A 26,013-nucleotide genomic window follows, 5' to 3' on the forward strand; every position below is an offset into this window, starting at 1 on the left:
CAGGAGTAACCGATGAAAAAGTTATCTGCTATTTGTTTGGGCCTGCTGAGTTTTTTAAATACCGCTCTGGCCGCGGAAACACCGGCAAATTTGGGTAAAGGCGAAGGCCAGTTAAATATTGTGGCCTGGCCAGGGTATATCGAGCGCGGTGAAAGCGACAAAAATTATGACTGGGTGACCCAGTTTGAAAAGCAAACCAGCTGTAAGGTGAATGTGAAAACCGCAGCGACGTCCGATGAAATGGTCAGCCTGATGGCGAAAGGCGGCTATGACCTGGTGACGGCGTCCGGCGATGCGTCGTTACGCCTGATTTACGGTAAACGCGTCCAGCCCATTAATCCGGCGCTGATCCCCAACTGGAAGAGTATCGACCCGCGTCTGACGCAGGGCGCATGGTTTAACGTGGGCGGGAAAGTGTACGGCACGCCGTATCAGTGGGGGCCAAACCTGCTGATGTATAACACCAAAACTTTCCCGACCGCGCCAGACAGCTGGGCGGTCATTTTCGTGCCGCAAAACCTGCCGGACGGCAAACCGAATCAGGGACGCGTGCAGGCGTATGACGGCCCGATCGCCATCGCGGATGCCGCGTTGTATCTGAAAAGCACCCAGCCGGATCTGAAAATCGACGATCCGTACCAGCTCAATGAAACACAGTATGCCGCCGTGCTGAAACTGCTGCGCGCGCAACATCCGCTGATCCACCGTTACTGGCACGATGCGTCGGTGCAGATGAGTGATTTCAAAAACGAAGGCGTGGTTGCCAGCTCTTCCTGGCCGTATCAGGCCAATGCGCTGAAAGGCGAGAAACAGCCGATTGCCACCGTGTTCCCGAAAGAGGGCGTCACCGGCTGGGCGGATACCACCATGTTAGCCGCCGATTCTGAGCATCCGAACTGTGCGTATCAGTGGATGAACTGGTCGCTTGAACCAAAAGTACAGGGCGACGTTGCCGCCTGGTTTGGCTCCGTGCCTGCGGTTCCGGCCGGATGCAAAGCCAGCCCGCTCCTAGGCGCGGAAGGCTGCGAAACCAACGGCTTCAATAAGTTTGCGTCCATTTCCTTCTGGAAAACCCCGCAGGCTGAAGGCGGTAAATTCGTGCCTTACAGCCGCTGGACACAGGATTACATCGCCATCATGGGTGGCAGATGATCCGCTTTATCCTTTGAGCCGTCTCTGCGTTGGCTGCGTTCGCGAACCCCGGTCACTTACTTCAGTAAGCTCCCGGGGATCACTCAGTTGCCGCCTTGATATAACTCAAATGATTTTGCGTTTGGTTTCGGTGAAAAAATCCAGGAGCACTTTATGCCTGCCGTACAGTTCATCAATGTTTCCCGTTTATTCGGGGAAGTGAAAGCCGTCGATAATGTGTCGATTGATATTCAGGACGGCGAGTTCTTTTCTATGCTCGGGCCGTCGGGCTCGGGGAAAACCACTTGCCTGCGTCTGATCGCCGGTTTTGAAACGCTGACATCAGGATCCATCCGCATTCACGGGCAGGAAGCGGCGCAGCTCGCGCCATATGAGCGTGATGTGAACACCGTTTTTCAGGATTACGCGCTGTTTCCGCACATGACGGTGCTCGATAACGTCGCTTATGGCCTGATGGTCAAAGGCGTGGGGAAAAAGGAGCGAACGCACAAGGCGATGGAAGCGCTGGAACGCGTGGCGCTGGGTTTTACCGCCGCCCGTAAACCGGCATTTTTGTCCGGCGGCCAGCGTCAGCGCGTGGCGCTGGCACGGGCGCTGGTGAATCAGCCGAGCGTGTTGCTGCTCGATGAACCGCTCGGCGCGCTGGATCTCAAACTGCGGGAGCAGATGCAGGGTGAGCTGAAAAAGCTGCAACGCGAACTGGGCATCACCTTTATTTTTGTTACCCACGATCAGAGCGAAGCGCTGTCGATGTCGGATCGCGTCGCGGTGTTCAATAATGGCCGCATCGAACAGGTCGATACGCCGCGCGAGCTGTATCTCAACCCGCGCACCGCCTTTGTTGCACAGTTTGTCGGTACTGCAAACGTGTTGACCTCCGATCTCTCCTTCAGACTCACCGGTCTTTCCGGCAGCCGTTCCATCCGCCCTGAGCATATCCGCCTGACGCCGCAACCGGTGGCCGGAACGGATACGGTGCAGGTCAGCGCCATCCTCAAAGATATTCATTTCCAGGGCGCCGCGACGCGCTACGAACTGGCGCTCGAGGGCGGTGAAAAACTGTTTGTCAGTGAGGCAAATAACCTTTCGGTCGGCGCGAAAAACACCTTCCATCAGGGGCAACCGGTGGTGGCCTGTTGGGACAAAGATGCCATGGTGGCGCTGCTTGAGGGCTAAACGATGGATATCAGCATGACTCCTTACGAGAAGCGATCGCGGCGTGGCCGGGCGCTGGTGACATTCCTGCATCGTCGTCCCGGATTTTATCTGGCACTGCTGCTTGTGCCGCCGCTGTTGTGGTTCGGCGCGGTGTATTTAGGTTCGCTGTTTGCGCTGTTGTGGCAGGGTTTTTATACCTTCGACGACTTCACCATGACGGTGTCCAATACGCTGACGCTGGCCAATCTGCGGGCGCTGTTTGATCCGGTGAATGCCGACATCATTATCCGCACCGTGACGATGGCGCTGCTGGTGTCATTTTTCAGCGCGGTGCTGGCGTTTCCGATTGCGTATTACATGGCGCGTTACATCACCGGCAAGAAAAAAGCGTTCTTTTATATCGCCATTATGATGCCGATGTGGGCGAGCTATATCGTGAAAGCGTATGCGTGGACGCTGCTGCTGTCCAAAGGCGGCGTGCTGCAATGGTTTCTTCAACATCTCGGGCTGGAACCGCTGCTGACGGCGGTGCTGAGCCTGCCGGGGATTGGCGGTAACACGTTATCGACCTCCGGGATTGGCCGATTCTGGGTTTTCGTCTACATCTGGCTGCCGTTTATGATTTTGCCGATTCAGGCCGCGCTGGAGCGCCTGCCGCCGTCGCTGATCCAGGCATCGGAAGATTTAGGCGCTAAGCCGTGGCAGACGCTGCGCTACGTGATTTTCCCGCTGGCGGTGCCGGGGATTGCCGCCGGGTCGATTTTCACTTTCTCGCTGACGCTGGGCGATTACATCATCCCGCAGCTAGTGGGACCGCCGGGGTATTACATCGGCAACATGGTGTATTCACAACAAGGTTCGATCGGCAATATGCCGATGGCCGCCGCGTTTACGCTGGTGCCTATCGTGCTGATCGCGCTTTATCTGTCGATGGTTAAACGATTGGGGGCCTTCGATGCACTCTAAACGCGCACCCTGGTTACTGAAACTCTTCGCGTGGGGCGGGCTGGTTTTCCTGCATTTCCCGCTGCTGATTATCGCCGTCTACGCATTTAACACCGAAGACGCGGCGTTCAGTTTTCCGCCGAAAGGCTTCACGCTGCACTGGTTCGCTGTAGCCGCCGGGCGTCACGACATTCTCGACGCCGTCTGGCTCTCGGTACAAATCGCCTGCTACGCCACGATTATTGCGATGGTGCTGGGTACGCTGGCGGCTGCGGCGCTGTATCGCCGGGATTTCTACGGCAAGAACAGCATCACATTATTGTTCATGCTGCCGATTGCATTGCCGGGGATTATCACCGGGCTGGCGCTGCTCAACGCCTTTCACGCCGCGCAGATCGAACCGGGCATGCTGACGATTGTTATTGGCCACGCCACGTTTTGCATGGTGATTGTTTACAACAACGTGATTGCGCGCTTCCGGCGGATTACGCACAGCCTGATTGAGGCGTCGATGGATCTTGGGGCCGACGGCTTGCAGACCTTCCGCTACATCATTTTGCCTAACCTCAGCACGGCGCTGCTGGCGGGCGGAATGCTGGCATTCGCGCTGTCTTTCGATGAAATCATTGTGACGACATTCACAGCCGGGCACGAACGGACATTGCCTATCTGGCTGCTCAATCAGTTGGGCAGGCCGCGCGAAGTGCCGGTGACAAACGTCGTCGCGCTGAGCCTGATGGTACTGACCATGTTCCCGATTTTAGGGGCGTGGTATCTGACAAGAAACGGGTCTGATGTAGCCGGTGACGGCAAATAATAAGGAAAAATGATGCAAACGAACATGCTGATTAATGGTGAGCTGGTTGCCGGAGAAGGGGCGTCATTGCCGGTTTTCAACCCGCATAACGGACAGGAAATTGTGCGTCTGGCGCAGGCCAGCGAACAGCAGACCCAACAGGCCGTTGATCTGGCGCATCGTGCATTTACGCAGTGGGGACAAACCACGCCGAAAACCCGCGCCGAGCTGCTGCTGGCACTGGCCGTTCGCATTGAAGCCAACGCCGAAGCGCTGGCAAATCTCGAGTCCCTGAACTGCGGGAAACCGTACCATCTGGCGCTGGGCGATGAGATCCCGGCGGTGGCCGATGTGTTTCGCTATTTCGCCGGTGCCAGCCGTTGCCTGAACGGTCTGGCCAGCGGGGAATATCTGGCCGGACATACGTCGATGATCCGCCGCGACCCGCTGGGTGTAGTGGCGTCAATCGCGCCGTGGAACTATCCGCTGATGATGGCGGCGTGGAAAATCGCACCCGCCCTGGCGGCGGGTAATTGCGTGGTGATCAAACCTTCTGAAATCACGCCACTGACGGCGCTGAAACTGGGCGAACTGGCACAAGATATCTTCCCGGCTGGCGTGCTGAACGTGCTGTTTGGCGACGGTCAGACGGTGGGTAACGCGCTGACGCATCACGATAAAGTCCGCATGATTTCCCTGACCGGTTCGGTCGCAACGGGCGAAAAAATTGTTGCGCAGGCCACCAGCGGCATCAAACGTACTCACATGGAACTCGGCGGCAAAGCGCCGGTGATTGTGTTTGATGACGCGGATATCGATCAGGTGGTGGAAGGCGTGCGGACGTTTGGTTTCTACAACGCCGGGCAAGACTGCACCGCCGCCTGCCGTATTTACGCGCAGAAAGGCGTTTATTCCCGGCTGGTCGCGGCACTGGGCGAAGCGGTTTCCACGCTGAAATTAGGCACCGATGAAAACAGCGAAATGGGCCCGCTGGTTTCTGCGGCGCATCTCGCACGTGTCGAAGGTTTTGTGCAGCGCGCAAAACAGGTGCCGCATATTGAGGTCGTGACCGGCGGCGAACGCGTCTCCGGCGAAGGGTATTACTTCCAGCCCACCGTTCTGGCGGGCGCGCGGCAGGAAGATGAAATCGTTCAGCGCGAAGTGTTTGGCCCTGTCGTCAGCGTGACGGAGTTCGATACCGAAGAGCAGGTTCTCGACTGGGCCAACGAGTCAAATTACGGGCTGGCTTCGTCAGTCTGGACGCAAAACATCGGTCGTGCGCACCGCCTCAGCGCCCGCCTGCAATACGGCTGCACCTGGGTGAATACGCACTTCATGCTGGTCAGCGAAATGCCACACGGCGGCCAGAAACAATCCGGCTACGGCAAAGACATGTCGGTGTACGGGCTGGAAGACTACACGGCAATCAGGCACATAATGATAAAACACGAATAATGGGCTCCCATGGTTCGTAGCAGGTATTCAGGCGGGGCGCATCGTTAAAATCATTCGTTATCAGGCTAATAGTCAAAATGGCAATTATTGTTAAATGCCATTAGGAGGAATCTGAGAAGATGAGTTCGCCCCTTCAAGAGCTAAGCCAATGAGAGTGCCGGAGATAAGCGCCGGGTGGGGTAAAAATTAATGAGAAGGCCGCCATCAGGCGGCCTTCTTACGTTTCTGAAGCGGAGTCTACGATGAACTGCTCAGGAATATGATGGCGATAATGAATGAGACGACCGTCAGGGCAGCGACTAAGCAGTTGCCCGGGGTCAGCAACTTGCTGTTGGTTTTGCTTCGGTGATTTCGGAACAATATCCAGATCATCACAATCGCGATGAGTATGAATATTATCCCACCGGTCAGACTGGCAACTGAAGTCATGTATGAGCCCTCATCAGTTAAACTCTAATGATAGTTCATATTATTGAATCCACTCCCGAAGCTGCCGCACGGTCGTTACGCTTCGCCGGACGTTGCGCTCTTTTTGCGGGCAATGTCGATAAACAGAATGCTGGCCGCGAACGAAATTCCGGAGCCGATAATCATGGAAAGCAGATAAGAAGTGACGTAATTATATTCTTTATCTATTAATGTCTGTTGTTCAGAAATTAAATCAATGTTGTCCATGACATAACCCCGGGACAAAAAGAGCCCTGCCCATAGCGCGCCGCAGACTATAAAACAGGTATAACAGACGTACGAGAATTTTTTATCAATATAATCAAGGTAGAATTTGGGATCTGAATAGGCCATTTTGAGAAGACCCAAAAAACAGCCCAGATAAATACCAATCAACCACTTCATTACGTCCCAGTTCATAGATGTCTCTGAATGTTGCCGGTGCGGCAGTAAACGATAGATAGAAGCCATCTCCGGATGCTCCGTTACGCATCGCTCAATAGCCGTAAAAACCCTAACAATATGATTTTACGTTGTTTTTTGTCATAAATAACGCGGCGTATTATCACACACACTTCGACATTCTGGCAAGATTGTTCACGCCGTGGGAAGAGTGAAACAGGTTAATGGCAGTCCTAAATTGCGAACCGTAAACGGAAATAAAAAAGAGCCGGAGATTTCTCTGTCGGCTCTTTTTTGGCAATAAACGTTTTAATGCTTAATTAACGCTTTTTCGCCAGCAGCGTGGCAAAACGCAGTTTGTAACGGTCGCCGTTTTCGTCGCGTTTATGCAGTTCGCCGACGTCTTCGTTGTATTTCACGATTTCCCAGCCTTCGTAATAATTACGCAATTCTTCCGGTTTGAAGGTAAACGGGAAAGGCAACGGACACGGATAATCCGGGCTATCCATGGCTGCGACAATCAAGTTGTAGCCGCCGGGCTTCGTCGCCGCATGCATATCTTCGATGATGTGCGGGATGCTGCCTCGTTCCAGGAACATCATCACCACGGTGGAGAAAATGAAATCGTACTCGCCGCTGAAACGGTGTGAATTGAGATCCGCCTCGCTAATTGCGATGTTTTGCAGTGATTCCTCAGCGATGATTTCATTCACTTTTGCGACGCTCATCGCGTTGTGATCCCAACCGGTGACGTCGAAACCTTTCAGGTTCAGATAAAGCGAGTTACGCCCGCTGCCGCAACCTAAATCCAGGGCTTTGCCCGGCTGGACATACTTTGCGGCGTTGATGATTTCAGAGTGCGTGCGGGTCAGGCCGTATTTTTCGGTGTAATAATCTTCGTGCGCAATGGGCTGAGTCATCCCTGGTTTCCTCTAATAGTGAATCGAATATCCGCTATTATCCTCCAAAATGACTCCCGCACCATTATCCTTAGTGATCAGCTTTATCGCCTAAAAAACTTACACCGCCAGCCAGGCCTTCGCGCTGGCTTTCATTTTTTGTTCCAGTTCACTGCCACGTGTGGCAAAGATGCGGCTCAGCGGGAAACCGCTCTTTTCCAGCAGATAAGCCAGTGCGGCATATTCGCGCGGATACTTCGTCACGATGCTCTGGTCTATTTCCACCTGCCCCAGCGGGAAAGTGAACGTGCCCATATCGTAAACACTCTGGCGGTGGAACAGTTTCCAGACGCCGTCGCGTTTTTCGGCCAGATCGTAAAAACGGTTATGGCATTCACAGCCCAGATTAAGGATTACGTTTTCGCCCATGATCATCGCGTTGGTTTCCAGAATCGCTTTGTTTCCGCTGGCATTAAACGTGACGACGGGTTGTGCGATGAGGTGTTTGGTGCGCAAATCCGACGCGCCCATACGCATTGAGCCATCGACAAAATCGCTCGCCAGCCCTTCAAACCAGGTGATTTCAATCGTGCCGTCCGGGTGGAATAAATTGCGCAACCCGTCCCAGTTACCCAAGTCGCGGTACATCCAGCCATTCATCAGGTCATTAATTTGCTGACGGTCTACAAGTTGACTTTGCATTTCGGTGACTCCTGTAGGTTGACGGTGTTCAGTTGGTCGTGAGAAGCGTTAAACTCAAATATATAGATTTGACTGAACAATCATTTTTAATGATTGATGGAGCGGTTATGGATTTGCGTCATCTGAGGTATTTTTTGGCCGTCGCCGAAGAACGGCATTTTGGCCGTGCGGCTGGACGGCTTAACATCGTTCAGCCCGCGTTAAGTATGCAAATCAAAGCGCTGGAAGCCGAACTGGGCGGTGCATTATTTATCCGCACCAGCCGTCACGTAGAACTCACGGAAGCCGGGATTCTGCTGCGGGCCGAAGCACAGCGCACGCTGGATCAGGTGAATATTCCCGGTCTGCATTACCGCCGTTTTGATGCGCCGGAGATGATGGCGAATCTGGTGATCATCAGCCGCGTCGCAGAACCGGGTCATGCGGTTACAGCTTATCTTGAGATGGCGCTCCCGGCGGTGTGACAGATTCTGCCGCCGGTATGGCGTTAATTTCCGCGCCTTCCGGTCTGGTGGTTTGTCTGCCGGAAAATATAACTGCCGACGCCGTGAACCGGATCGCCCTGAAAACCGACTTTCTGCATACCGATTTTTTCCAGAACGCGCTGTGACGCCTGATGATTTTCACGCACAGTCGCAGAGATTTGGGTAATGCCAAAGTGCTCAAAGCCGGTGTTCAGCGCCGCGCTGGCAAATTCGGTCGCCAGCCCTTTTCCCCACACGGACGTGGCGAACCGGTAGCCGAGAAACACCCGGTGATTTTCGTAGCCTTCACGAATGCTCAGCCCGCCAAACCCGATAATGTTGTCCGGCTGCGTATTCAGCGCGACAGCCCAGTGCCCGAAACCGTAATCGGGCCATTCGCGCAGCCAGCCGTTCATTTTTTCACGGGCAAATTCAAGATCAGGATAGGGGCCGCGCGGGTTGAACAGATTTGTCTGCGGGTCGCCATAGATCGCGAAAAGGGAATGGACATCATTGGCCTCAACCGGCCGGAGCAATAACCGCGATGTTTGGATGAGCATAGTGAACGTTTTCCTCCCGTTAGCTGAAATCAATCTTAGCCTGAGCGGAGAACTCTGCCACTGTTTGTAAGGAATAAGTGACCTTATTATTATCTCCCAACAACAAGGTCATGGTAATACGCGGGTTACAGATGTGAGGGGAAATTAGTTACCGACTACAACGTGGTCGACATCGATTTCGACACGGCCACCATCTTTATCCACATCACCGATAATATGCACGGTTTTGCCGATTAATCTGCGTTCATCGTCGTCGTCATCATCGTCCACGTCGATGCGGATTTTGCCCGTACTGTCCTGGAACCAGTAGCGGTCGTCGTCTCCGGCGTAGCTGATGATTTTTCCTGTCAGCATCACCCGTGCGTCGTCGCGCAGTGTTTTGGCTTGCGCCACGGTGACTTCACGGGTGTGTGAATGATTCGCGAAGGCGATCATTGGGAATAACAAAATAAGTAATGCACTTTTTTTAACCATTAAGGATCCATCCTTCCCTGCGGGAATGCTATTCCGAACCGATATGACAACGAGCAAAAGCAACCGGTTTACGGCGGAAGCGGATTCTAATCCTGAACAGAATGTAAGTTAATCCTGCGAGGCAATTATCAGAGATTTCTTTCACTTATTCTGGATTTATCTGACACTTCAGGAAATCAATAAACCGCCGTACTTTCTCGGGAACGTGGCGGGTGTTGGGGTAGAGCGCAAAAATTCCCTGCGGCGGAAAACGATGATCGGGAAGCAAATGGCGCAGGCGGCCCGCGTCGATTTCCAGCTGAACCAGCCAGTCCGGCAGCAATGCGACTCCGGTGCCGTGCAGGGTGAACGCCAGCAGCGATGAGGCATTATCGGCAGTTATGACCGGCGGTGTGGTTACGCGAAACAGCGTTTGTTTTCCCTGCGGTGACGTCACGGGCCAGCTCACCGGCCACGGCAGACGGCTGTGGGCAATCCACTTTACTTGTGCCAGCTGTTGCAGATTACCGATGTCGCCGTGCCTGCGTAAAAACGCCGGAGACGCCACCGGCAGTATGCCAAAACTGCCCAGCGTGGCGGCGTGATGGCTGGAATCTGCCAGCTGACCGAGGCGGATCGCCAGATCGAACCGGCCTGAAATCAGGTCATCATGATGCGATGAGGCGACATGCTGAATGCGCAATTGCGGGTGCAACGCCGCAAACGCGGCCAGCGCCGGAACCACCACGCGCGCGCCGTATTCCGGTGTACTGGTGATGCGTAACTGACCGCTCAGCCCGCCGTGATCACGCCGTACATCGTCAAGCACCGATTCTGCATCCTGCAATAAAATCCGGCAACGTTCGTAAAAGCGTTCGCCGGAATCAGTCAGCGCCAGACGCCGCGTGCTGCGGGTCAGCAGCGCGACGCCGGTTTCATTTTCCAGCTGTTTAACGTTGAAACTGACCACCGCCTTGGTCAGCCCGAGGGTTGCGGCCGCGCCGGTAAAACTCCCCGCCGTCACCACCGCCACGAAAATCTCCAGACGTTGTAAATTCAGCATTCCGAAGCCTTTATTGTCAAAAATATTTTGACAGTGTAGCGGCAACCCGCCCGTATATCATCCACCCTTTCTCCGTTACATTGCCCGCCATTCAGGGTGAAGGAGAGAATCAAATGCAGTACCGCACGCGTGTGGCCATTGTGTATCTGCTGGGATTTTTTGTTGATTTGATCAACATGTTTATCGCCAACGTGGCGTATCCCGGCATCGCCCGGCATTTTGACGCACCGGTCAGTGCGCTGGCCTGGGTCAGTTCCGGGTATATTCTCGGGCTGACGCTGGTGATCCCGCCCAGCCGCTGGTTGGCTTCACGGCTGGGTGCGCGTCGCGTATTCACCGTGTCGCTGGCGATTTTTATGTTGGCGTCGGTTGGCGCTGCGGGCGCGGAAAGCCTGACGTCGCTGACTGTCTGGCGGATTGTGCAGGGACTCGGCGGCGGCCTGCTGATCCCCGTCGGGCAAACACTGGCGTACGCACTTTATCGCAGCCACGAACGGGCGCGGCTTTCAGCGGTGATCATGCTGGTTGGCCTGCTGGCACCGGCGTTATCGCCCTTGGCGGGTGGCATCATCGTGGATCATCTGAACTGGCGCTGGGTTTTTGTCGCCAGTTTACCGCTGGCGCTGCTCGCGTGGATCCTTGCATTGTGCTGGCTGCGCGAGATTCCGGCTGAACCTGCGGTGCGTTTTGACCTGCGCGGTTTTTTACTGGCCAGTCTCGGGCTGACGCTAATTTTATCCGGCCTGACCCGTCTGGGGGAGCCCAGCGAAATGACCGCGGGAAGCGCGTTATTGCTGGCGGGTGTGGCGTGTCTTTATGCTTTCGTTCGTGATGCGCGCAGGCGACATAATCCGCTGCTGGATCTGCGGCTGATCAGGGAGCCGCTGCTGCGCACCGCGATGATAATTTACCAGTGTATCCCCGGCATTTTTACCGGCGTGAGCCTGATTGCGATGCTGTATTTGCAGGATGAAATGCAGTTTTCCGCCGCGCAGGCGGGCGGACTGATGGTGCCGTGGTCGGTGGCGTCGTTTGCGGCTATCGGGTTAACCGGCAAAGTGTTTAACCGCACCGGCCCGCGCGCGTTGTTTATCCCCGGATGTCTGGTTCAGGGGTGCGGAATTGTGCTGCTGGCGTGCATGACCGTTTATCCGGCGTGGCTGGCGGTGGCGGCGTTCACGCTGATGGGGTTCGGCAGCAGTTTGTGCAGCAGCACGGCGCAGAGCTGCGCGTTTTTACACATCGCCGCGCCGCAGCTTGCTGACGCCAGCGCGTTGTGGAACATCAACCGCCAGCTGAGTTTTTGCCTTGGCGTGACGGTCATCAGCGTCCTGCTCAATCTGTTACAGGCGCATCTGCAGCCGCAATGTGCCTACGAAGTGAGCTTCTGGCTGGCGGCGGCGAGCGTGCTGCTTCCGGTCATATTTTGTCTGAGATTACCGCGCGGGGCGGTGGTGCAGGAATGAAAACAACAGGAGAAAAAATGAACCGTTTTGTGAAAGAGGTGTTTGATGCACATGAACTTATCCGGATGTGGCTGGGCGATGAAAATTCTCCGCAGACAATTTGTGATGAATTGCTGGCGCGGTTTAGCGCAGATTATTCGATGGTGACGCTGACCGGCCACCGGCTGGATTATGCGGCGTTACGCGCATTTTTCACGGCGCAGCACGGGGCGAAATCCGGGCTGGAGATTCAGGTTGAGCAGCCAGAGTTAATTGCGGAAAGTGAAATGTCCGCCGTAGTGACGTATCAGGAGCGCCAGCAATTGCCGGGGCAGGCGGCGACGCTGCGTTATTCAACGGTGGTATTCAGCGTGGACGCGCAGGGCAAAATCCTGTGGCGGCATCTGCATGAAACAGCGGCGGGCTGATTTCAATGGCCGACCAGCAAAACATCCGGGATTTCATCTTCATATTATTGTGAGTCGCCGTCTGTTAACCACAGTGATAAGCGATACGGGAAGTTTTTATTATCCCCCGTATCGCTTATTAGTTTTTCATTTCACTAGCCGGGTTCACCAAAACCTTCAGCGAAAGCGATTTTCAATTCATTCATAAATGCCAGCTCATCCTGGCCATCACAAATTAAATCAATCATTGTATTTCCCTTCACGCCCGCACCCAGAATACTCATCATTCCTTTAACAGGTATTTCTTTATCATTGCTCACCAGGATCAGTGATGACTGGTATTTCTTGACGATTTTTGTCAGGGTGGCCGCCGGGCGAGCATGTAAACCTGTGCTGTTAATAACACGCACTTTTTGTCTGATCATCTCTGCTCCTTAGGATACTTTTCGCAACGCCGGATGGTGTTTATTCATCATCTGGATTTTGGAATAAACATCATTTTCAACAGCCTGTTTCGCTTTGGCCATTACGCCAGCCAGATTGGCTTCATTATTATTATTTTCCCAAGCTTTGCCGACAGAAGTTATAAATGCCTTTCGCAAGTCACTCGCAATATTAACCTTAGAAACTTTATAATTAATAAAGCTTCTCAGAATATCTGCATCAATACCTGAGCCACCATGAATAACCAGAGGAACCGGACTTAAAGCTGCGATATGTTGCAACAGCGGGATATCAATTCGTGGAACATCGTCCAGTCCATGTACATTTCCAATCGAGACGGCCAGCATATCGCAGCCTGTTTCCTCAACGAAACGCAGAACTTTCTCCGGTTCAGTTTTGCAATCAGCCTCGCTGACATGGTCATCTTCTTTGCCAAGAATAGCCCCCAGCTCCGCTTCAACCGGGACACCAAATAATTTACAGAAATCGACGGCTTCACGGGTAAACGCAATATTTTCTTCAAAAGGCAGCGCCGCACCATCAATCATTACCGAGGTAAAGCCTGCTCTGACAGCTTGTTTAACATCTTCAAACGTTTTTCCGTGATCCAGATGCAGACTAACAGGGACATCCATTTTATCTGCATGTCGCTTAACGATTTCATAAATATAGTCATAACCCGAAAGCTGAGCATTAGTTGGTGCTATTTGAATGAAATTAGGCAATCCAGAACGCTCTATCGCATTAAGAATTGAAATTGTCGTTTCCAGATTTGTCGTATTAAATGCACCAGCCAAGACACGCTTTTCCTGGATATAATCGAGTAAGATCCTACCATTAACTAAAGGCATATTAACTCCTAATGTTTTTTAGAAATAAGGATTAATTAATTAGCGAACGACTTCGTTTTCACAGGGATTTTCAGTATTTACTCCCTCATGCTGTAATTTAAATCGATAAAAAGACAACCATTGCCGCTGAAATATTTTTAACTTAGCCGAACGATTCGGATCAGGAACATAGCGCGCGGTTAGTGTTATTGGCGGAAGTGCCACCTCGGGACACGCTATTAATAAAGCCCCGACGGAGACGGCTTCATCAAAAGCGATGGCCTCGACAGGGCACTGCAAAACGTCAGCTTTCAATTGCAACCAGTAAGGGTTTTTCACTGCCGGGCCAATAACCTTAACGGGTTTACCCACGGGTAGGTTAAAGCACTCGTAACACTGTGCGAATTCCATTACCAGACCGATAAACACGCTTTCAAGGAGAGTTTCCGGCGGCAATGAATCTGTCAGGCCATACATCAGGCCTCGCGCATGACGATTTTTATTTGGCGAACCAGATCCCCGTAAATGGGGAATAAACACGGGGACCTGATCGGCAGACCAGGAAGGCCGAAGGTAGTCATCCCTTGCCTTTTCCAGGGCACTGCACATTTCCTCATCGGTTAAACGAAACGTTTTTTGTACCCATTCGAACGCATAGCCACCGACCGGGAGGGAAGCAAAAAGCGTAAAGGATCCGTCTGCCGAATAACAACCATTAGCCAACTTATCCCTTCTCGCATGTGAATGAAGAGTCGGTTGAGTATTCAGCAAAAGAATACCCTCTGTCGTCCCTGTTGAGTTCAGAATATCACCGGGCTGCATCTGCAATGCACGCGCCCCCACCATGTGATCGTGACCCGCGAGTGTGACTTTTACCTCATGAGAAATCCCCAGATCATTTCTGAGCGCTGGCGTAACCCATCCGGCCACTTGATCTGGCGTAATCAACGGAGCGAGGACATCGAAAGGGACGCCGAGTATCGCCGCCGCTTTGCGCGACCAGCTTCGGCGGGTAACGTCCAGACATAATGTTCTGCTGGCCAGAGAGATTTCCGTTTTTCTCTCACCCGTCAGCCGTAATAACAAGACTTCCGGGGCATGTAACCAGCAGATGTCTTTGCGTTCATGCAGTGAACAGTGGTCAAGTAACCAGCGCATTTTGAACGCCGAGTAGTTGCTGTGAGGCGGCAGGCCCGTTATTGCGTACAATTCTCTGGTTTCAGTTTCGCTCAGCGAGGCGAGATAGGATTCGCCTCGCCGGTCATACCAGGCCAGCATCGGCGTCAGGATGGTTCCGTTTTTATCCACAAACACACCTGACTCACCAAAACTCGCAATGCTGATCTGGGTCACCGGAAACGGCGAACAAGTGACGAGTCCAGCCATTATCCGTCGCAATGCTTGCCACAACTCTTCGATATCGAAATCTACCTCTCCGGGTTGCAATTCCTTCTTGGGGGTTGGAAATTTGCGGACTTCCAGCACTGTTGCGTCATGACAGGAATAGCAGCTGACTTTGCAGTTGGTTGTGCCAATATCGATGACAAGCGCTGCGTGATAATCAGGCATAAACCGTTCCTTTTGTCAGACGAAAGACACCATAGATAAGCAGTGCAATCACCGGGACCAGACCGAGCGCAATGATATTTCCGTTGAAGATCTCAAGCAGCCAGAAGCGGAAAGGGTTACCCCCGTCAAGAAAACTTGAGACCTGCCCGCTCGATCCTTCTGCCATCTTGAAATTAACGTCTTTTGCCATGCCCGTAATAAATGGCGCAATTTTGGTCGCAATCCACAAATCGGCAACGATGACCGGAATGGCAGTAATCACCGCTCGGAAAATATTGCCACGACACGCCAGTACAATCATTGAAGCCATTACAGCCAGGTTTGCGAGATCACCCAACGGCAGAACTTTATTGCCAGGAAGAAGAAAAGCAATGAAGACAGAGATTGGCGTTAAGATCAGGGCGGTCGAAATAATCGCCGGATTCCCTACTGCTACCGCAATATCCAGCCCGATAAACAGATCGTCACGGCCCGGATATCGGGCATTCAGATATTTCTTGATGGCTTCAGACAGAGGCAGCAAGCCTTCCATCAGAATGCGTACCATACGGGGAAGAATGAACATGACACCGCCGATACTGATGCCCAAAAGCAGGACATGCTTAAAGTCATATCCGGCAATAATACCCAGCAGGAGACCCAGGATTGTCCCAACCATCATGGGTTCACCAAAGATGCCCAACTTTTTCTGCACATTCTCAGGATCAATGTGAATGCGGTTAAGCCCGGGGATCTTGTCAATGATTTTGTCAAACAACAGCCCCACGGGAAAGAAGACAACGGACGACAGAGTCGGAAGAGAAATACCTTCCAGACCAAAGTACTTCGCCACTAAGGGTGCTGACCAGTCTGCCAGTTTAAGGACCACGATTGCTGCAACACCAGCAGCAGATAGCCCAAGAACAAAACTCCCTGTGCTGTAGTAAACCAGCGTTCCTGCTAAAGCAAAGTGCCAGTAATTCCACATGTCCACATCGACAGTCCGGGTTTTGTTGAGTGCCAACATGGCGACGTTAATCAGCATTGTCAGTGGAATGACAAAGGGAGCGATTGGAGATCCCCAGGTAATTGCAGCTAATGGCGGCCACCCCAAATCGACAACAGGAAGACTGATACCCGTTCGTTCAACCATTGCCTGTGCCGCCGGGCCTACGTTGCTGGTAAGAATGTCAAAGATGGCATAAATTCCGACAAAGCCTATTCCGACAATTAACGAAGACCGAAGTGCTTTTGCAGGTTTGACTTTGAAAAATAAGGCAAGAAAAAATAGAACCAGTGGTAATAACACTGTTGGACCAAAACCTAATACATATTGCACAACGGTATAGAGGGTATGCGCTATATCATTCATATTTTACCTCTTCTTCAGACATAACCAGACTTCGCGTTAGCGCCTGGGAATATCTATGTGGATTATTATTTATAAAATCAGTTCTGGTCTTTGAGAATAGAAACAATTCTTTCAAGCACTTTATCTTCGCCCACACCGGTAATTATCGGCAAACCATTAACGACAGGAATATCCAGTTCATAAGGCACCTTAGTTGTCGAAACAATCAGTGTGGCCCCGTCAGTATTATTCGGTAGCGAAGCGACATTTGTCTGAGAATAATTAACGCTAAGTCCATTTTCTTTACAATACTCCATGACTTTTTCCGCTACTGCCGTGGAGGTTGCAATACCTGTTGCACAAACGAACAGTATCATTTGACTCATAATTCACCTCTGTCAGATAATTTTTTGTAAATAGACTGAAAGATATCCTCAGCATTCATGACAAGTAGTTCCTGCATAAAATTCCCGTCCTGTATGATATCCATAACCCAACCAAGAACATTGAGCTGTTTATTGCTCTCACTTAAAGCAAGCAAGAACACCACCCGGACAGGGACAGGATCCGTCTCTCCGCCCATGTCTTCGAAACTGACGGGTTCAGCCAGTATTCCGATACTGATTGCGTTCTGACGAACATGTTTATGGTCAGTATGTGGAATGGCCACCCCGACAGGTTCCACCGGCAAACCTGTCGGAAAATCTCGTTCTCGTGCAATGACGTGTTCTGTAAAATCAGGAACGACCATCCCATCATTAATTAATGGCCTGGCAAGAGCACTGATAATGTCATTTTGACTCACCTCTCTTGTAAGGTGTTGAACATAATGACGGTGAAAATTAATACCCTGCATAATTTCCCCTTTTCTAGTTTGCTTCCCGGCGCTGCAAAATAGTGCCAAGATAATATTTATTGCCTTTTAACCAGACATTACCGAATTCAACGGGCAATTCTCTTGAGAAAAAGACCAGTTGTTCCAGATGAAGAACAGGTGCATCATCACCAATATCAAGATAATGCCCCCTCTCATTGCCAATAAGCCTGGCGGCATAGCGACTTTCAGAAAAACTTATTTTCTTATCAGACAATCTTTCAATTGTTGGAAATAAATTTTCTTTTGTGAAATTAATATCAATAATTCCGGGGCAAAGCTCAATATTAATACGGTTCTCAATCAGCATGACTTTTTCATCGCCGATTGATCGAAGGCGTTCAAGAAATAAGATATCCTGCCCTGGTTTGATACGCAGTTTTTCTGCCACAAAGCGGTTAGCGGGCTCCAGCCGGGAAGTGATGACGCTGGTAGTAAAGTTTATCTTCTGGCTTGCCAGAGCTTCCGCAAAAGAGAGCAATCCTTCACCTAACGGATATGCGACATTTTCCTTCTTCACGAAGGTTCCTTTGCCCTGAACCTGAACCAAAACGCCTTCGCGGACTAACTGATTAACAGCTTTCTTAACGGTTCCCCGGCTGACCTCCAGCATATCCATGATCTGGTACTCAGAGGGGATCCGGTCATCTTCGACCAGTTCACCGCTATAAATGCTTTCTCTAATCCACTCCACAACTTGCTGGTACAACGGCGTTTGTGAATTTTTACTCAACATTTTCATGGCGCGCACCTGAACGTTTAGAGTTGTCTATAGACAATCATGTACAACCTGGAGTTTATGATAGAGAATTTTTAGGAATGGGGGATGGGAGGGAGTCACAGTTTTGGTGTTCAAAACCAGATCACTTTTCCGTGATGTAAATCACAAACTTCAGACACAAAAAACGGCCTTCCCGCAGGAAAGCCGTTTTGATTTGAAACGCGATATCTGGCGGGCAACGAAATTAGTGGGTCAGCGTTTTTCTGACTTCACTGACGTCTTTCGCTGTTACCGCGGGTGCGTTGTTGCTCCAGCCCTGACGGATAAAGGTCGACAACTGCGCCGCTTCTTCATCGGTCAGACGGCCCGCAAAGCCCGGCATCACCAGTGTTGACGGTGCGCGTGCAGTTGACGGTTGCTGGGCACCGGCGAGGATCGTGTGGATCAGGCCAGTCGGATCTTTAGCATTCACAATCGTTGCCTGATCCAGCTGCGGGAACACGCCCGGTGCGCCTTTGCCGGTCACAAAGTGGCAGGCACCGCAGTTATCCAGATACAAACGCTCGCCTTCACTGAGGTTTTTCGCCGCTGTTAGTCTGGCTTCGGTCGCGCTGGTTTTCTGCGTTTCCGGTGCCGGAACCGGCGGATTGCCGCCCAGGAACTTGATGTACGCGGCAATGGCTTTCAGATCTTCATCGGTCATGTGCGCGGTGCTGTTCTCCACCACTGACGTCATTTCACCGCCAACGGCCGCTTTGTCGTTGCGCCCTTTGCCCAGATAATCAACGATTTCCTGCTGATCCCAGTGCGCCACGCCGCGCAGCGACGGAACGTCCCAGTTATTCAGACTGCCGCCCGCGAGGAAATCGGAGTCACTGCTGTCCAGCGCCTTCTCATTCATCCCCAGACCGCGCGGCGTGTGGCAACTGCCGCAGTGTCCGAGGCTTTCGACCAGATACGCGCCACGGTTCACTTCAGCGGACGCGGCGCCAATCGGCTGGAACGGTTTATCCGACGCGAATGCCCAGTTCCAGAAACGCATGCCCCAGCGCTGGCTGAACGGGAAACTCAGGTCTGTTTCCGGCGGCTGTTCAGCACTCGGTTTCACGCCCTGCATGAAGTAGACGTAAAGCGCGTGCATATCTTCATCGTTGATTTTGGCGTAATCCGGATACGGCATCGCCGGGTACAAACGGGTGCCATCCGGCAGCACGCCTTTACGCACGGCGTCCGAGAATTGCGATTCCGTATAAACGCCGATCCCGTGTTCTTTATCCGGCGTAATATTCGTCGAATAAATGGTCCCCAGATTTGAATTAATCGCCAGGCCGCCGGAAAACTCCGGTTTACCCGCCACCGTATGGCACGCACCGCAGTCACCCAGACGCGCGACGTACTCGCCCTGTTTGATGAGCTGCGCGTTATTAGCATCATCCGCCGCCTGCGCATTTGCCATCAGCCCGGTGCCCAGCAGCAGGGCGTTCGCGATAAATAAACTTTTAAGTTTCATCCTGTTCATCTCCGCTTATGCCTGTACCAGTGGACCAGGATTTTTCAGATACTGATCTTTAATCGCCTGCGCGGCCATCAGCGTGATGGCGCCGATGGTATCCGTCGGGTTCGCCTGGAAGTTCTGCGGGAACGCATTGCCGCCCGGCACAAAGACGTTATGCACATCCCAGCTTTGCAGGAATTTGTTCAGCGCGGAGGTTTTCGGGTTATCGCCCATGACCGCGCCGCCGACGTTGTGCGTCGAAACGTATTTGGTCAGGTCAAAGTGTGCGTCCATCGGCAGGAAGCTTTCGCTGTAGCTGTCCGGGTTCAGCTCTTTGGTGATATTGCCCACGATCCCTTTCAGATATTGCTGAAGTTTGAGTTCGTTCTGTTTCCAGTCGAAGGTCATACGCAGCAGCGGATAGCCGTATTCATCTTTGTAGTTCGGATCGAGATCCAGATAAATATCGCGATAAGACTGGCAGGTGGTGGTGATGCTGATTTTCATCGAATGGCCGTACCACTCTTCCATACCTTCTTTCCAGCCCGTGCCCCACGCCGGCGTGCCTTTTGGCAGAGACGTACTGATTGGCGTGCCGGTGGCCTGAGAACTGTGGATTTTCGCGCCGCCGATAAAGCCCAGAGCAGGGCCGTCGAAGTTGCCCGGAGAGATGTCGTTGATCATCTGGCCGGTGGCGCCCGCGGTGGCGAACGGGTTGAAGTTTTTGTCTTTGAAGAACAGCGTGGAGCCGCCGTTGCTCAGGAACGCGTAGTTACGGCCAATCACGCCTTCTTCGGTGATCGGGTTGTAGGGTTTGCCGATCCCGGAAAGCAGCATCAGGCGGACGTTACAGAACTGGAAGCTGCTCAGCACCACAATTTTCGCAGGCTGGAAGCATTCGTTGCCCTGCGCATCCCTGTAGATCACGCCTTTGGCGGTTTTCTTGTCGTCATGCAATTCGACTTTCAGCACGTTGGCGTGGACTTCGTAAGAGAAGTTGTTCATGCGTTTCAGTGCGTCCATGACGGCCGTCTGCGGCGAAGCTTTTGAGTAGTTCAGGCACGGATATTTACTGCAATAGCCGCAGTAGTTACACGGTGCGATCTGGTTGCCGTACGGGTTGGTCCAGGCGCGGGACACACAGGCAGACGGGTTCGGGAACGGGTGATAACCCATTTTTTTTGCCACTTCGGCAAACATGCTGCTGTTGAGCGTATCTTCCAGCGCAGGCAATGGATACGGCTCTGAGCGTGGCCCTTCGAACGGGTCGCCGCCTTCCATAATCTGGCCGCGCAGGTTGCCGGTTTTGCCCGACTGCCCGCAAATGTGCTCAAATTTGGTGTAATACGGCTCGATTTCATCCCAGGTGAACGGGAAATCCATGATCCGCATGTCTTCCTGCAGAATGCCCGGTTTATACGCCTCATCGGCATACGTTTTGAGCTTTAAATCGGTCGGTGTAGGGCGGATAAGAACGGCCGTCCAGTGCAGACCGGAACCGCCAACGCCCGTACCCGGCGCAAATGCGCCCCATTTACGGGTTGGCAGCGCGGTTTCGCTCATGTTGTAACGCACGGTCACCGCCGCTTCGGCAGGCGTCGCCATCACTTTGTTACGTACGGCGTAGGCGTATTCATCCGCCGGTTTCGGGTAAGCGAATTCTTCATACCCGCGGTCACCGCCGCGTTCAAGTGCGCGCACGGTCAGACCGGCCATTGCCAGCTCGATACTCATCAGCGAGCCCGCCCAGCCGAGGCCGACGACGACGACGTCGACTTCTGGTTTAATTACTTGTGCCATCTTTAATCCTGTCAGTCATCAGAAAACGGAAATAGCGTCCGGCGCTCAGGCGCGGGCACCTTGCAGGCTCACCGGCCCCAGCGGATAAGGGACGTTGTGTTGTTTCACCCACTCCGTAAAGCTGGCGCGTGCTCCGGGGAATCCGATGGCAATCCACGCTTTCATGCCTTTGTTGCCGCCATAAATCGGATCTGCCAGATAGCCATGTTTGGTATCGGAAAGCAGTTCCCCGAAGAATTGCGACGCGACCAGGTTCTCTTCGCCCATATCGGCAAAACGGATGCCGTTTTTCTGGAGCTGCGTCAGGGCGTTGTCTTTGTCCTGATCGGAGAGCGCGTGGAAGTCTTTCTGATGATTTTGCTGACACCAGCTGTTCGCCAGGCGAATACCGGTTTTGTAGATTTGCTGAGGACGGAAGGGGATCTGATACCCCATGGTCGCGGGCGCGTGAACGTTAAACGGCCCCTGCATATAGATCTCTTCGCCGAAATCGCCATGCATTTGCTGATCGATAAAAATCGGCACGTTGGTTTCGAGCGCGCCGGGCGCTTTCCCTTTGCCTCCTGCGGGGATCAGACGGTCAGCGGCGGCCATAATAAACTGCCACTCATCCGCGCTGAAAAACACGGGTTTATAATCGAGTAAATCCGGGGCGGCCATTTCAGCAGCCTGCGCCGCGGACAACCCTTTCATCATGATGGTGCCGACGGGCAACGCCATCAGCGACCCAAGTAAAAACTTGCGACGGGTAGTTTTCTTTTGAAGGAGCATAGAATGACGACTCTCACATGCCTGATGTTAAGTTTGGGTTAATTGTTATTATTTTGGGGTACAAATTTATAATATCACCGCTACATTTAAAATAAATGACTAATTTCCACAATGAATGTGAGGAGGAGATATTTCTTATGTTTCCATATATCAATTGTGAGTTTAAATTTTTTATAAAACAGTGAGTTGTGATTATTTGGTTTGGATGTGTAGTTGCGGGTATTTAGCATTTCTTATCAAAGAATAACGCCGGGTAATTCCGGTTAAATTTAGGTCAATATAATTCCGGAAGGAAAGTTAATGTTATTTGTTGAGAGTAATGTTAGCTAACATTTATAACATTTGGGAAATGGAATAAAGTTAACGTTTATATTTAAGGTCAATACCAAGACCTTGGGTTCGCCGCCGCTTCTCACTACTTACCCGACGCCGTTTTGAAAGCGGCCAGAAACTATGTAATTCGAAAGATTGATGCCGGTGTTTTTCCTCCTTCCCCCTTCGCAGGGGGAGGAGCAAAGCAAAACGGTTTTGACCTTTAAGCCCTTTTGGGCGGCGAGCCCAAAAATTAAGCGGATTCCCTGATCACCAACCTGTACCCTGTATCCACAATCGGTTCTTCAACCTTAATTCCTTCAATTCTGTCCGCCAGCATACTGGCCGCTTTGATCCCCAGCTCCCACTTATCTACGCTGACAGTCGTGATCGAAGGCCGGTTATGGGCCGCAAAATTTAAATCCGCAAAACCAATCACGGAAAAATCGTCGGGCACGCGCAGGCCTTGCGCTTCCGCCTCCATGATCACCCCTTGCGCCAGCGTGTCGGAACTGCAAATGATCGCATCGAAACGCTCACCGCCGGAAATCATCTCTTTCAGCGCTATGCGTCCGACTTCCATATTGGCAGGCAGCGACACCATCATTTCACGGATTTCCGTGCCGGGTTGTGTGCGTAATATGGAGATTGCGCCATTCTTGCGCACCACGGCACGGCGGTCCGAAGCACAGATAAAACCAAAACGTGTGAAGCCTTTCTCACGGAAGTATTCGCCAATCGCATTGCCGACTTTTTCATGGGAAAACCCTATCAGCATATCAATCGGCGTCGGGGTTAAATCCCAGATTTCCACGACAGGAATATTGGCGTTGAGGATAATTCTTTTCAGATCTGACGAATGATGAATACCGGTCAAAACGATGCCGTCCGGACGGCGTGAGAGCAGGGTGGCGACAATCTCTGTTTCTGCGTCCGGCTCGTAACCGACAATACACAGCAACATATGGTAGCCGCGTGCTCCCAGTTCATCGCTGATCGCCTGAACGGTATCGACAAACATATTGTTGTTAATCTGCGGCACAACCACAGCGATCAGCTTCGTGCGGCTGGTCGCCAGCCCGCCTGCCAGCATATTGGGGATATACCCGGTCACGTTCACGGCTTCCATGACTCTGGCGATGGTTGCTGGGCGCACAACCTTGGGATTATTCAGCGCCCGGCTGACCGTCATCGGTGAAAGACCGGCTTCTCTGGCGACATCTTCAAGCGTGGCCGTACGGGAACGACCTGTGTGATTCTTTATTATAGTATTCAATGTATTGCTCACTGGTTTGCAAGTTCAAACTACGAATGTTTGCGCAATCATTAGGAGTTTCTCACAAGAAAATGAGGGACGATAGACCCAAAGTGTTAAAACGCTGTTATCAGACAGATATCAATTTTAGAAGGAAAATTCTTACCCTTTCATCTGCTCCTCAGCAGCCTGTCGCAGTGACCCTGTAAACGGGGATCTTAATTATTTCCGCGAATTATTTGCCCAAAACGTGAAGGGAGTCATGGGCGATGGTCAAGGAGAGACAATTTCTATAAGTTCAGAATTATCCCTGCCGGAAGTGATGCCGTATACTTCTCTCAAGCAGAAACAATTAACTATCTTCCTTTATCTGCTGAAACTGAGTAATGACAGATAAAGAAGGATCCGTTGTCAGACCTGCACTCTATACGGAATACGAGGGTTTTCATTATGGAAAAGAAAGTCATTTATTTGTTTTGTTCCGCCGGAATGTCCACTTCTCTGCTGGTTTCTAAAATGAAGGTTCAGGCTGAGAAATACGAAGTGCCTGTCATTATTGAAGCATTTCCTGAAACGCTGGCCGCCGAAAAAGGCCACGCAGCAGATGTGATCCTTCTCGGGCCACAAATTGGTTATATGCTGGAAGAAATTAAGAAGGTATTACCGGGCAAGCCGGTTGAAGTGATTGATTCTGCCCTCTACGGGAAAATTGATGGATTGGGTGTATTGAAAGCAGCGGTTGCTGCGATCAAAAAAGCAGCAGCACAGTAAGTTTCAATTTTTTGCGTCAATTTTAAATTAGCAGTGATTAGCATTTTTAAGTCAAAGAGAACTCCAGTCAAAGAGCGAATTTCATACCTTGCCGCCGGAAGGCGGCTTTAAAGGAAAATGCCAATGAGCAAAGCCATTGATTCACTTGAAAAGATACTTCTCCCGTTTGCGGTAAAAATAGGTAAGCAGCCCCACATTAATGCCATCAAAAATGGCTTCATCAAATTAATGCCGCTGACACTGGCTGGCGCTATGTTCGTTTTAATTAATAACGTATTCCTGAACTTCGGTGCCGGTTCCTTCTTTTATTCCTTAGGTGTTCGTTTAGATCCGTCAACCATAGAAACACTGGCGGGATTAAAAACCATCGGGATTAACGTTTATAACGGTACGCTCGGAATAATGTCGCTGATGGCGCCGTTCTTTATCGGGATGGCGTTAGCCGAAGAGCGAAAAGTCGATTCGCTTTCTGCGGGTTTATTAGCCGTCGCCGCATTTATGACAGTCACACCTTATAGCGTAGGTGAAGCCTATGCCGTTGGCGCAAACTGGTTAGGCGGCGCGAATATTATTTCGGGGATGGTGATCGGGCTGGTCGTTGCCGAAATGTTTACGTTTGTTATTCGCCGGAACTGGGTGATTACATTACCGGCCAGCGTACCAACGTCTGTTTCACGTTCATTTTCTGCGTTAATTCCAGGCTTTATTATTCTGTTTATATTCGGGGTGATTTCCTGGTTGCTCGGATTGTATGGCCACAACTTCCACCAGATTATTATGGATTCCATTTCCAAGCCTCTGGCGTCAATGGGAAGCGTAGTAGGCTGGGCGTATGTTATTTTCAACTCACTGCTGTGGTTCTTTGGTGTGCATGGTTCTCTGGCGCTGACCGCGCTCGACAACGGCATCATGACCCCGTGGGCATTGGAAAACATCGCGCTGTACACCGAATACGGTTCCGTGAGTGCGGCGATTGAAGCGGGTAAGACCTTCCACTTCTGGGCCAAACCGATGCTCGATTCCTACATTCTGTTGGGCGGTTCCGGGGCTACATTGGGTCTGATTATCGCCATCTTTATTGCATCACGCCGTGCAGATCACCGTCAGGTGGCGAAGCTGGCACTGCCGTCAGGCATCTTCCAGATTAACGAACCGATTCTGTTTGGTCTGCCGATTATCATGAACCCGGTGATGTTCATCCCGTTCGTGCTGGTGCAGCCGATTCTGGCCGCTATCACGCTGGCGGCCTACAGTATGGGCATCATTCCGCCGGTCACCAACCTTGCACCGTGGACCATGCCGACCGGTTTGGGTGCGTTTTTCAACAGTAACGGCAGCATTGCAGCTCTGCTGGTCGCCTTGTTCAACCTCGGTGTCGCCACGCTGGTTTACATGCCTTTCGTGATTCTGTCTAACAAGGCACAGGCGATCATTGAAGAAGAAGAAAGCGAAGAAGACATTGCGGCGGCCCTAAAATTCTAATCTGACCTGAA

At 51.9% G+C, this 26,013-nt stretch carries 26 protein-coding genes and 1 pseudogene; 10 read left to right on the forward strand and 17 right to left on the reverse strand.

The window, feature by feature from the left end; genetic code table 11:
- The first annotated feature begins 12 nt into the window (after nt 1-12).
- From ydcS to ACLBVC_RS03805, 5 genes are all read left to right on the forward strand, one after another.
- Nucleotides 13-1,152, forward strand: a complete 1,140-nt coding sequence (gene ydcS, locus ACLBVC_RS03785) for a putative ABC transporter substrate-binding protein YdcS (RefSeq protein ID WP_410148195.1) — start codon at nt 13-15, stop codon at nt 1,150-1,152.
- Nucleotides 1,153-1,305: 153 nt separating this feature from the next.
- A complete protein-coding gene (locus ACLBVC_RS03790) occupies nt 1,306-2,328 on the forward strand; it encodes an ABC transporter ATP-binding protein (protein ID WP_410148197.1) in 1,023 nt (340 codons plus the stop codon).
- Nucleotides 2,329-2,343: 15 nt separating this feature from the next.
- Nucleotides 2,344-3,276, forward strand: a complete 933-nt coding sequence (locus ACLBVC_RS03795) for an ABC transporter permease (protein ID WP_410148808.1) — start codon at nt 2,344-2,346, stop codon at nt 3,274-3,276.
- Nucleotides 3,266-4,072, forward strand: coding sequence for an ABC transporter permease (locus tag ACLBVC_RS03800; RefSeq protein WP_410148198.1), 807 nt, complete (start codon nt 3,266-3,268; stop codon nt 4,070-4,072). Before ACLBVC_RS03795 ends, ACLBVC_RS03800 begins: the two co-directional genes overlap by 11 nt.
- Nucleotides 4,073-4,084: 12 nt before the next feature.
- On the forward strand, nt 4,085-5,506 hold the full coding sequence (locus tag ACLBVC_RS03805) for a gamma-aminobutyraldehyde dehydrogenase (RefSeq protein ID WP_410148199.1): 1,422 nt from the start codon (nt 4,085-4,087) through the stop codon (nt 5,504-5,506).
- A gap of 504 nt (nt 5,507-6,010) precedes the next feature.
- Here ACLBVC_RS03805 and ACLBVC_RS03810 read toward each other — a convergent pair.
- The 3 genes from ACLBVC_RS03810 to ACLBVC_RS03820 form a co-directional block, all read right to left on the reverse strand.
- The gene (locus tag ACLBVC_RS03810) at nt 6,011-6,181 is read right to left on the reverse strand and encodes a hypothetical protein (protein ID WP_410148200.1); all 171 of its coding nucleotides are present in this window, start codon (nt 6,179-6,181) and stop codon (nt 6,011-6,013) included.
- Nucleotides 6,182-6,675: 494 nt separating this feature from the next.
- Nucleotides 6,676-7,275, reverse strand: a complete 600-nt coding sequence (gene tehB, locus ACLBVC_RS03815) for a tellurite resistance methyltransferase TehB (protein ID WP_410148201.1) — start codon at nt 7,273-7,275, stop codon at nt 6,676-6,678.
- A gap of 99 nt (nt 7,276-7,374) precedes the next feature.
- Nucleotides 7,375-7,956, reverse strand: coding sequence for a nuclear transport factor 2 family protein (locus tag ACLBVC_RS03820; RefSeq protein WP_410148202.1), 582 nt, complete (start codon nt 7,954-7,956; stop codon nt 7,375-7,377).
- 107 nt (nt 7,957-8,063) lie between these two features.
- On the opposite strand from ACLBVC_RS03820, the pseudogene ACLBVC_RS03825 reads away from it, so the two are divergent.
- Nucleotides 8,064-8,249, forward strand: a pseudogene (locus ACLBVC_RS03825) (LysR family transcriptional regulator); the annotation flags it as partial.
- 194 nt (nt 8,250-8,443) lie between these two features.
- Here ACLBVC_RS03825 and ACLBVC_RS03830 read toward each other — a convergent pair.
- The 3 genes from ACLBVC_RS03830 to ACLBVC_RS03840 all read right to left on the reverse strand — a co-directional run bounded on the left by ACLBVC_RS03830 (nt 8,444) and on the right by ACLBVC_RS03840 (nt 10,496).
- A complete protein-coding gene (locus tag ACLBVC_RS03830; protein ID WP_410148204.1) occupies nt 8,444-8,980 on the reverse strand; it encodes a GNAT family N-acetyltransferase in 537 nt (178 codons plus the stop codon).
- A gap of 144 nt (nt 8,981-9,124) precedes the next feature.
- Nucleotides 9,125-9,454 carry a NirD/YgiW/YdeI family stress tolerance protein gene (locus tag ACLBVC_RS03835; RefSeq protein ID WP_410148205.1) on the reverse strand — a complete coding sequence of 110 codons (330 nt, stop codon included), beginning with the start codon at nt 9,452-9,454 and terminating at the stop codon, nt 9,125-9,127.
- Nucleotides 9,455-9,599: 145 nt separating this feature from the next.
- A complete protein-coding gene (locus tag ACLBVC_RS03840) occupies nt 9,600-10,496 on the reverse strand; it encodes a LysR family transcriptional regulator (protein WP_410148207.1) in 897 nt (298 codons plus the stop codon).
- Nucleotides 10,497-10,609: 113 nt separating this feature from the next.
- On the opposite strand from ACLBVC_RS03840, the gene ACLBVC_RS03845 reads away from it, so the two are divergent.
- Both ACLBVC_RS03845 and ACLBVC_RS03850 read left to right on the forward strand, forming a co-directional pair.
- Nucleotides 10,610-11,962, forward strand: coding sequence for an MFS transporter (locus ACLBVC_RS03845; RefSeq protein ID WP_410148209.1), 1,353 nt, complete (start codon nt 10,610-10,612; stop codon nt 11,960-11,962).
- A 17-nt stretch (nt 11,963-11,979) separates the two neighbouring features.
- Nucleotides 11,980-12,369, forward strand: a complete 390-nt coding sequence (locus ACLBVC_RS03850; protein WP_410148211.1) for a DUF4440 domain-containing protein — start codon at nt 11,980-11,982, stop codon at nt 12,367-12,369.
- A 134-nt stretch (nt 12,370-12,503) separates the two neighbouring features.
- On the opposite strand, the gene ACLBVC_RS03855 is transcribed toward ACLBVC_RS03850, so the two are convergent.
- From ACLBVC_RS03855 to ACLBVC_RS03905, 11 genes are all read right to left on the reverse strand, one after another.
- On the reverse strand, nt 12,504-12,773 hold the full coding sequence (locus ACLBVC_RS03855; RefSeq protein WP_410148213.1) for an HPr family phosphocarrier protein: 270 nt from the start codon (nt 12,771-12,773) through the stop codon (nt 12,504-12,506).
- A 9-nt stretch (nt 12,774-12,782) separates the two neighbouring features.
- The gene (locus ACLBVC_RS03860) at nt 12,783-13,643 is read right to left on the reverse strand and encodes a class II aldolase (RefSeq protein WP_410148215.1); all 861 of its coding nucleotides are present in this window, start codon (nt 13,641-13,643) and stop codon (nt 12,783-12,785) included.
- A gap of 39 nt (nt 13,644-13,682) precedes the next feature.
- Nucleotides 13,683-15,191 carry an FGGY-family carbohydrate kinase gene (locus ACLBVC_RS03865; protein WP_410148218.1) on the reverse strand — a complete coding sequence of 503 codons (1,509 nt, stop codon included), beginning with the start codon at nt 15,189-15,191 and terminating at the stop codon, nt 13,683-13,685.
- Nucleotides 15,184-16,542, reverse strand: coding sequence for a PTS galactitol transporter subunit IIC (locus ACLBVC_RS03870; RefSeq protein WP_410148220.1), 1,359 nt, complete (start codon nt 16,540-16,542; stop codon nt 15,184-15,186). The genes ACLBVC_RS03865 and ACLBVC_RS03870 overlap by 8 nt, the downstream gene beginning before the upstream one ends.
- Nucleotides 16,543-16,619: 77 nt before the next feature.
- Nucleotides 16,620-16,907: a PTS sugar transporter subunit IIB gene (locus ACLBVC_RS03875; protein ID WP_410148222.1), complete on the reverse strand. Its 288-nt coding sequence runs from the start codon at nt 16,905-16,907 to the stop codon at nt 16,620-16,622.
- Nucleotides 16,904-17,377, reverse strand: coding sequence for a PTS sugar transporter subunit IIA (locus ACLBVC_RS03880; protein ID WP_410148223.1), 474 nt, complete (start codon nt 17,375-17,377; stop codon nt 16,904-16,906). Before ACLBVC_RS03880 ends, ACLBVC_RS03875 begins: the two co-directional genes overlap by 4 nt.
- 13 nt (nt 17,378-17,390) lie before the next feature.
- Nucleotides 17,391-18,137, reverse strand: coding sequence for a GntR family transcriptional regulator (locus tag ACLBVC_RS03885; protein ID WP_410148224.1), 747 nt, complete (start codon nt 18,135-18,137; stop codon nt 17,391-17,393).
- Nucleotides 18,138-18,360: 223 nt separating this feature from the next.
- Nucleotides 18,361-19,626, reverse strand: coding sequence for a c-type cytochrome (locus tag ACLBVC_RS03890; RefSeq protein WP_410148225.1), 1,266 nt, complete (start codon nt 19,624-19,626; stop codon nt 18,361-18,363).
- A 15-nt stretch (nt 19,627-19,641) separates the two neighbouring features.
- Complete coding sequence (locus tag ACLBVC_RS03895; protein ID WP_410148227.1) at nt 19,642-21,411, reverse strand: GMC family oxidoreductase; 1,770 nt, start codon at nt 21,409-21,411, stop codon at nt 19,642-19,644.
- A gap of 45 nt (nt 21,412-21,456) precedes the next feature.
- Entirely contained in the window at nt 21,457-22,182 is a 726-nt protein-coding gene (locus tag ACLBVC_RS03900; protein ID WP_410148229.1) for a gluconate 2-dehydrogenase subunit 3 family protein, read from the reverse strand.
- A gap of 565 nt (nt 22,183-22,747) precedes the next feature.
- The gene (locus tag ACLBVC_RS03905; protein WP_410148231.1) at nt 22,748-23,770 is read right to left on the reverse strand and encodes a LacI family DNA-binding transcriptional regulator; all 1,023 of its coding nucleotides are present in this window, start codon (nt 23,768-23,770) and stop codon (nt 22,748-22,750) included.
- Nucleotides 23,771-24,199: 429 nt separating this feature from the next.
- Between ACLBVC_RS03905 and ACLBVC_RS03910 the strand changes: the two genes are divergently transcribed.
- Nucleotides 24,200-24,520: a PTS sugar transporter subunit IIB gene (locus ACLBVC_RS03910; RefSeq protein WP_195826036.1), complete on the forward strand. Its 321-nt coding sequence runs from the start codon at nt 24,200-24,202 to the stop codon at nt 24,518-24,520.
- A gap of 123 nt (nt 24,521-24,643) precedes the next feature.
- Nucleotides 24,644-26,002 carry a PTS N,N'-diacetylchitobiose transporter subunit IIC gene (gene chbC, locus ACLBVC_RS03915; protein WP_152326755.1) on the forward strand — a complete coding sequence of 453 codons (1,359 nt, stop codon included), beginning with the start codon at nt 24,644-24,646 and terminating at the stop codon, nt 26,000-26,002.
- The last annotated feature ends 11 nt before the right edge of the window (nt 26,003-26,013 follow it).

This window comes from Rahnella selenatireducens (genome assembly GCF_046449555.1).
Classification (GTDB): domain Bacteria; phylum Pseudomonadota; class Gammaproteobacteria; order Enterobacterales; family Enterobacteriaceae; genus Rahnella; species Rahnella selenatireducens.

Coding starts and splice junctions, on each gene's coding strand:
- ydcS (WP_410148195.1), top strand. CDS start 13: ATGAAAAAGTTATCTGCTATTTGTTTGGGCCTGCTGAGTTTTTTAAAT.
- ACLBVC_RS03790 (WP_410148197.1), top strand. CDS start 1,306: ATGCCTGCCGTACAGTTCATCAATGTTTCCCGTTTATTCGGGGAAGTG.
- ACLBVC_RS03795 (WP_410148808.1), top strand. CDS start 2,344: ATGACTCCTTACGAGAAGCGATCGCGGCGTGGCCGGGCGCTGGTGACA.
- ACLBVC_RS03800 (WP_410148198.1), top strand. CDS start 3,266: ATGCACTCTAAACGCGCACCCTGGTTACTGAAACTCTTCGCGTGGGGC.
- ACLBVC_RS03805 (WP_410148199.1), top strand. CDS start 4,085: ATGCAAACGAACATGCTGATTAATGGTGAGCTGGTTGCCGGAGAAGGG.
- ACLBVC_RS03810 (WP_410148200.1), bottom strand. CDS start 6,181: ATGGACAACATTGATTTAATTTCTGAACAACAGACATTAATAGATAAA.
- tehB (WP_410148201.1), bottom strand. CDS start 7,275: ATGACTCAGCCCATTGCGCACGAAGATTATTACACCGAAAAATACGGC.
- ACLBVC_RS03820 (WP_410148202.1), bottom strand. CDS start 7,956: ATGCAAAGTCAACTTGTAGACCGTCAGCAAATTAATGACCTGATGAAT.
- ACLBVC_RS03830 (WP_410148204.1), bottom strand. CDS start 8,980: ATGCTCATCCAAACATCGCGGTTATTGCTCCGGCCGGTTGAGGCCAAT.
- ACLBVC_RS03835 (WP_410148205.1), bottom strand. CDS start 9,454: ATGGTTAAAAAAAGTGCATTACTTATTTTGTTATTCCCAATGATCGCC.
- ACLBVC_RS03840 (WP_410148207.1), bottom strand. CDS start 10,496: ATGCTGAATTTACAACGTCTGGAGATTTTCGTGGCGGTGGTGACGGCG.
- ACLBVC_RS03845 (WP_410148209.1), top strand. CDS start 10,610: ATGCAGTACCGCACGCGTGTGGCCATTGTGTATCTGCTGGGATTTTTT.
- ACLBVC_RS03850 (WP_410148211.1), top strand. CDS start 11,980: ATGAACCGTTTTGTGAAAGAGGTGTTTGATGCACATGAACTTATCCGG.
- ACLBVC_RS03855 (WP_410148213.1), bottom strand. CDS start 12,773: ATGATCAGACAAAAAGTGCGTGTTATTAACAGCACAGGTTTACATGCT.
- ACLBVC_RS03860 (WP_410148215.1), bottom strand. CDS start 13,643: ATGCCTTTAGTTAATGGTAGGATCTTACTCGATTATATCCAGGAAAAG.
- ACLBVC_RS03865 (WP_410148218.1), bottom strand. CDS start 15,191: ATGCCTGATTATCACGCAGCGCTTGTCATCGATATTGGCACAACCAAC.
- ACLBVC_RS03870 (WP_410148220.1), bottom strand. CDS start 16,542: ATGAATGATATAGCGCATACCCTCTATACCGTTGTGCAATATGTATTA.
- ACLBVC_RS03875 (WP_410148222.1), bottom strand. CDS start 16,907: ATGAGTCAAATGATACTGTTCGTTTGTGCAACAGGTATTGCAACCTCC.
- ACLBVC_RS03880 (WP_410148223.1), bottom strand. CDS start 17,377: ATGCAGGGTATTAATTTTCACCGTCATTATGTTCAACACCTTACAAGA.
- ACLBVC_RS03885 (WP_410148224.1), bottom strand. CDS start 18,137: ATGAAAATGTTGAGTAAAAATTCACAAACGCCGTTGTACCAGCAAGTT.
- ACLBVC_RS03890 (WP_410148225.1), bottom strand. CDS start 19,626: ATGAAACTTAAAAGTTTATTTATCGCGAACGCCCTGCTGCTGGGCACC.
- ACLBVC_RS03895 (WP_410148227.1), bottom strand. CDS start 21,411: ATGGCACAAGTAATTAAACCAGAAGTCGACGTCGTCGTCGTCGGCCTC.
- ACLBVC_RS03900 (WP_410148229.1), bottom strand. CDS start 22,182: ATGCTCCTTCAAAAGAAAACTACCCGTCGCAAGTTTTTACTTGGGTCG.
- ACLBVC_RS03910 (WP_195826036.1), top strand. CDS start 24,200: ATGGAAAAGAAAGTCATTTATTTGTTTTGTTCCGCCGGAATGTCCACT.
- chbC (WP_152326755.1), top strand. CDS start 24,644: ATGAGCAAAGCCATTGATTCACTTGAAAAGATACTTCTCCCGTTTGCG.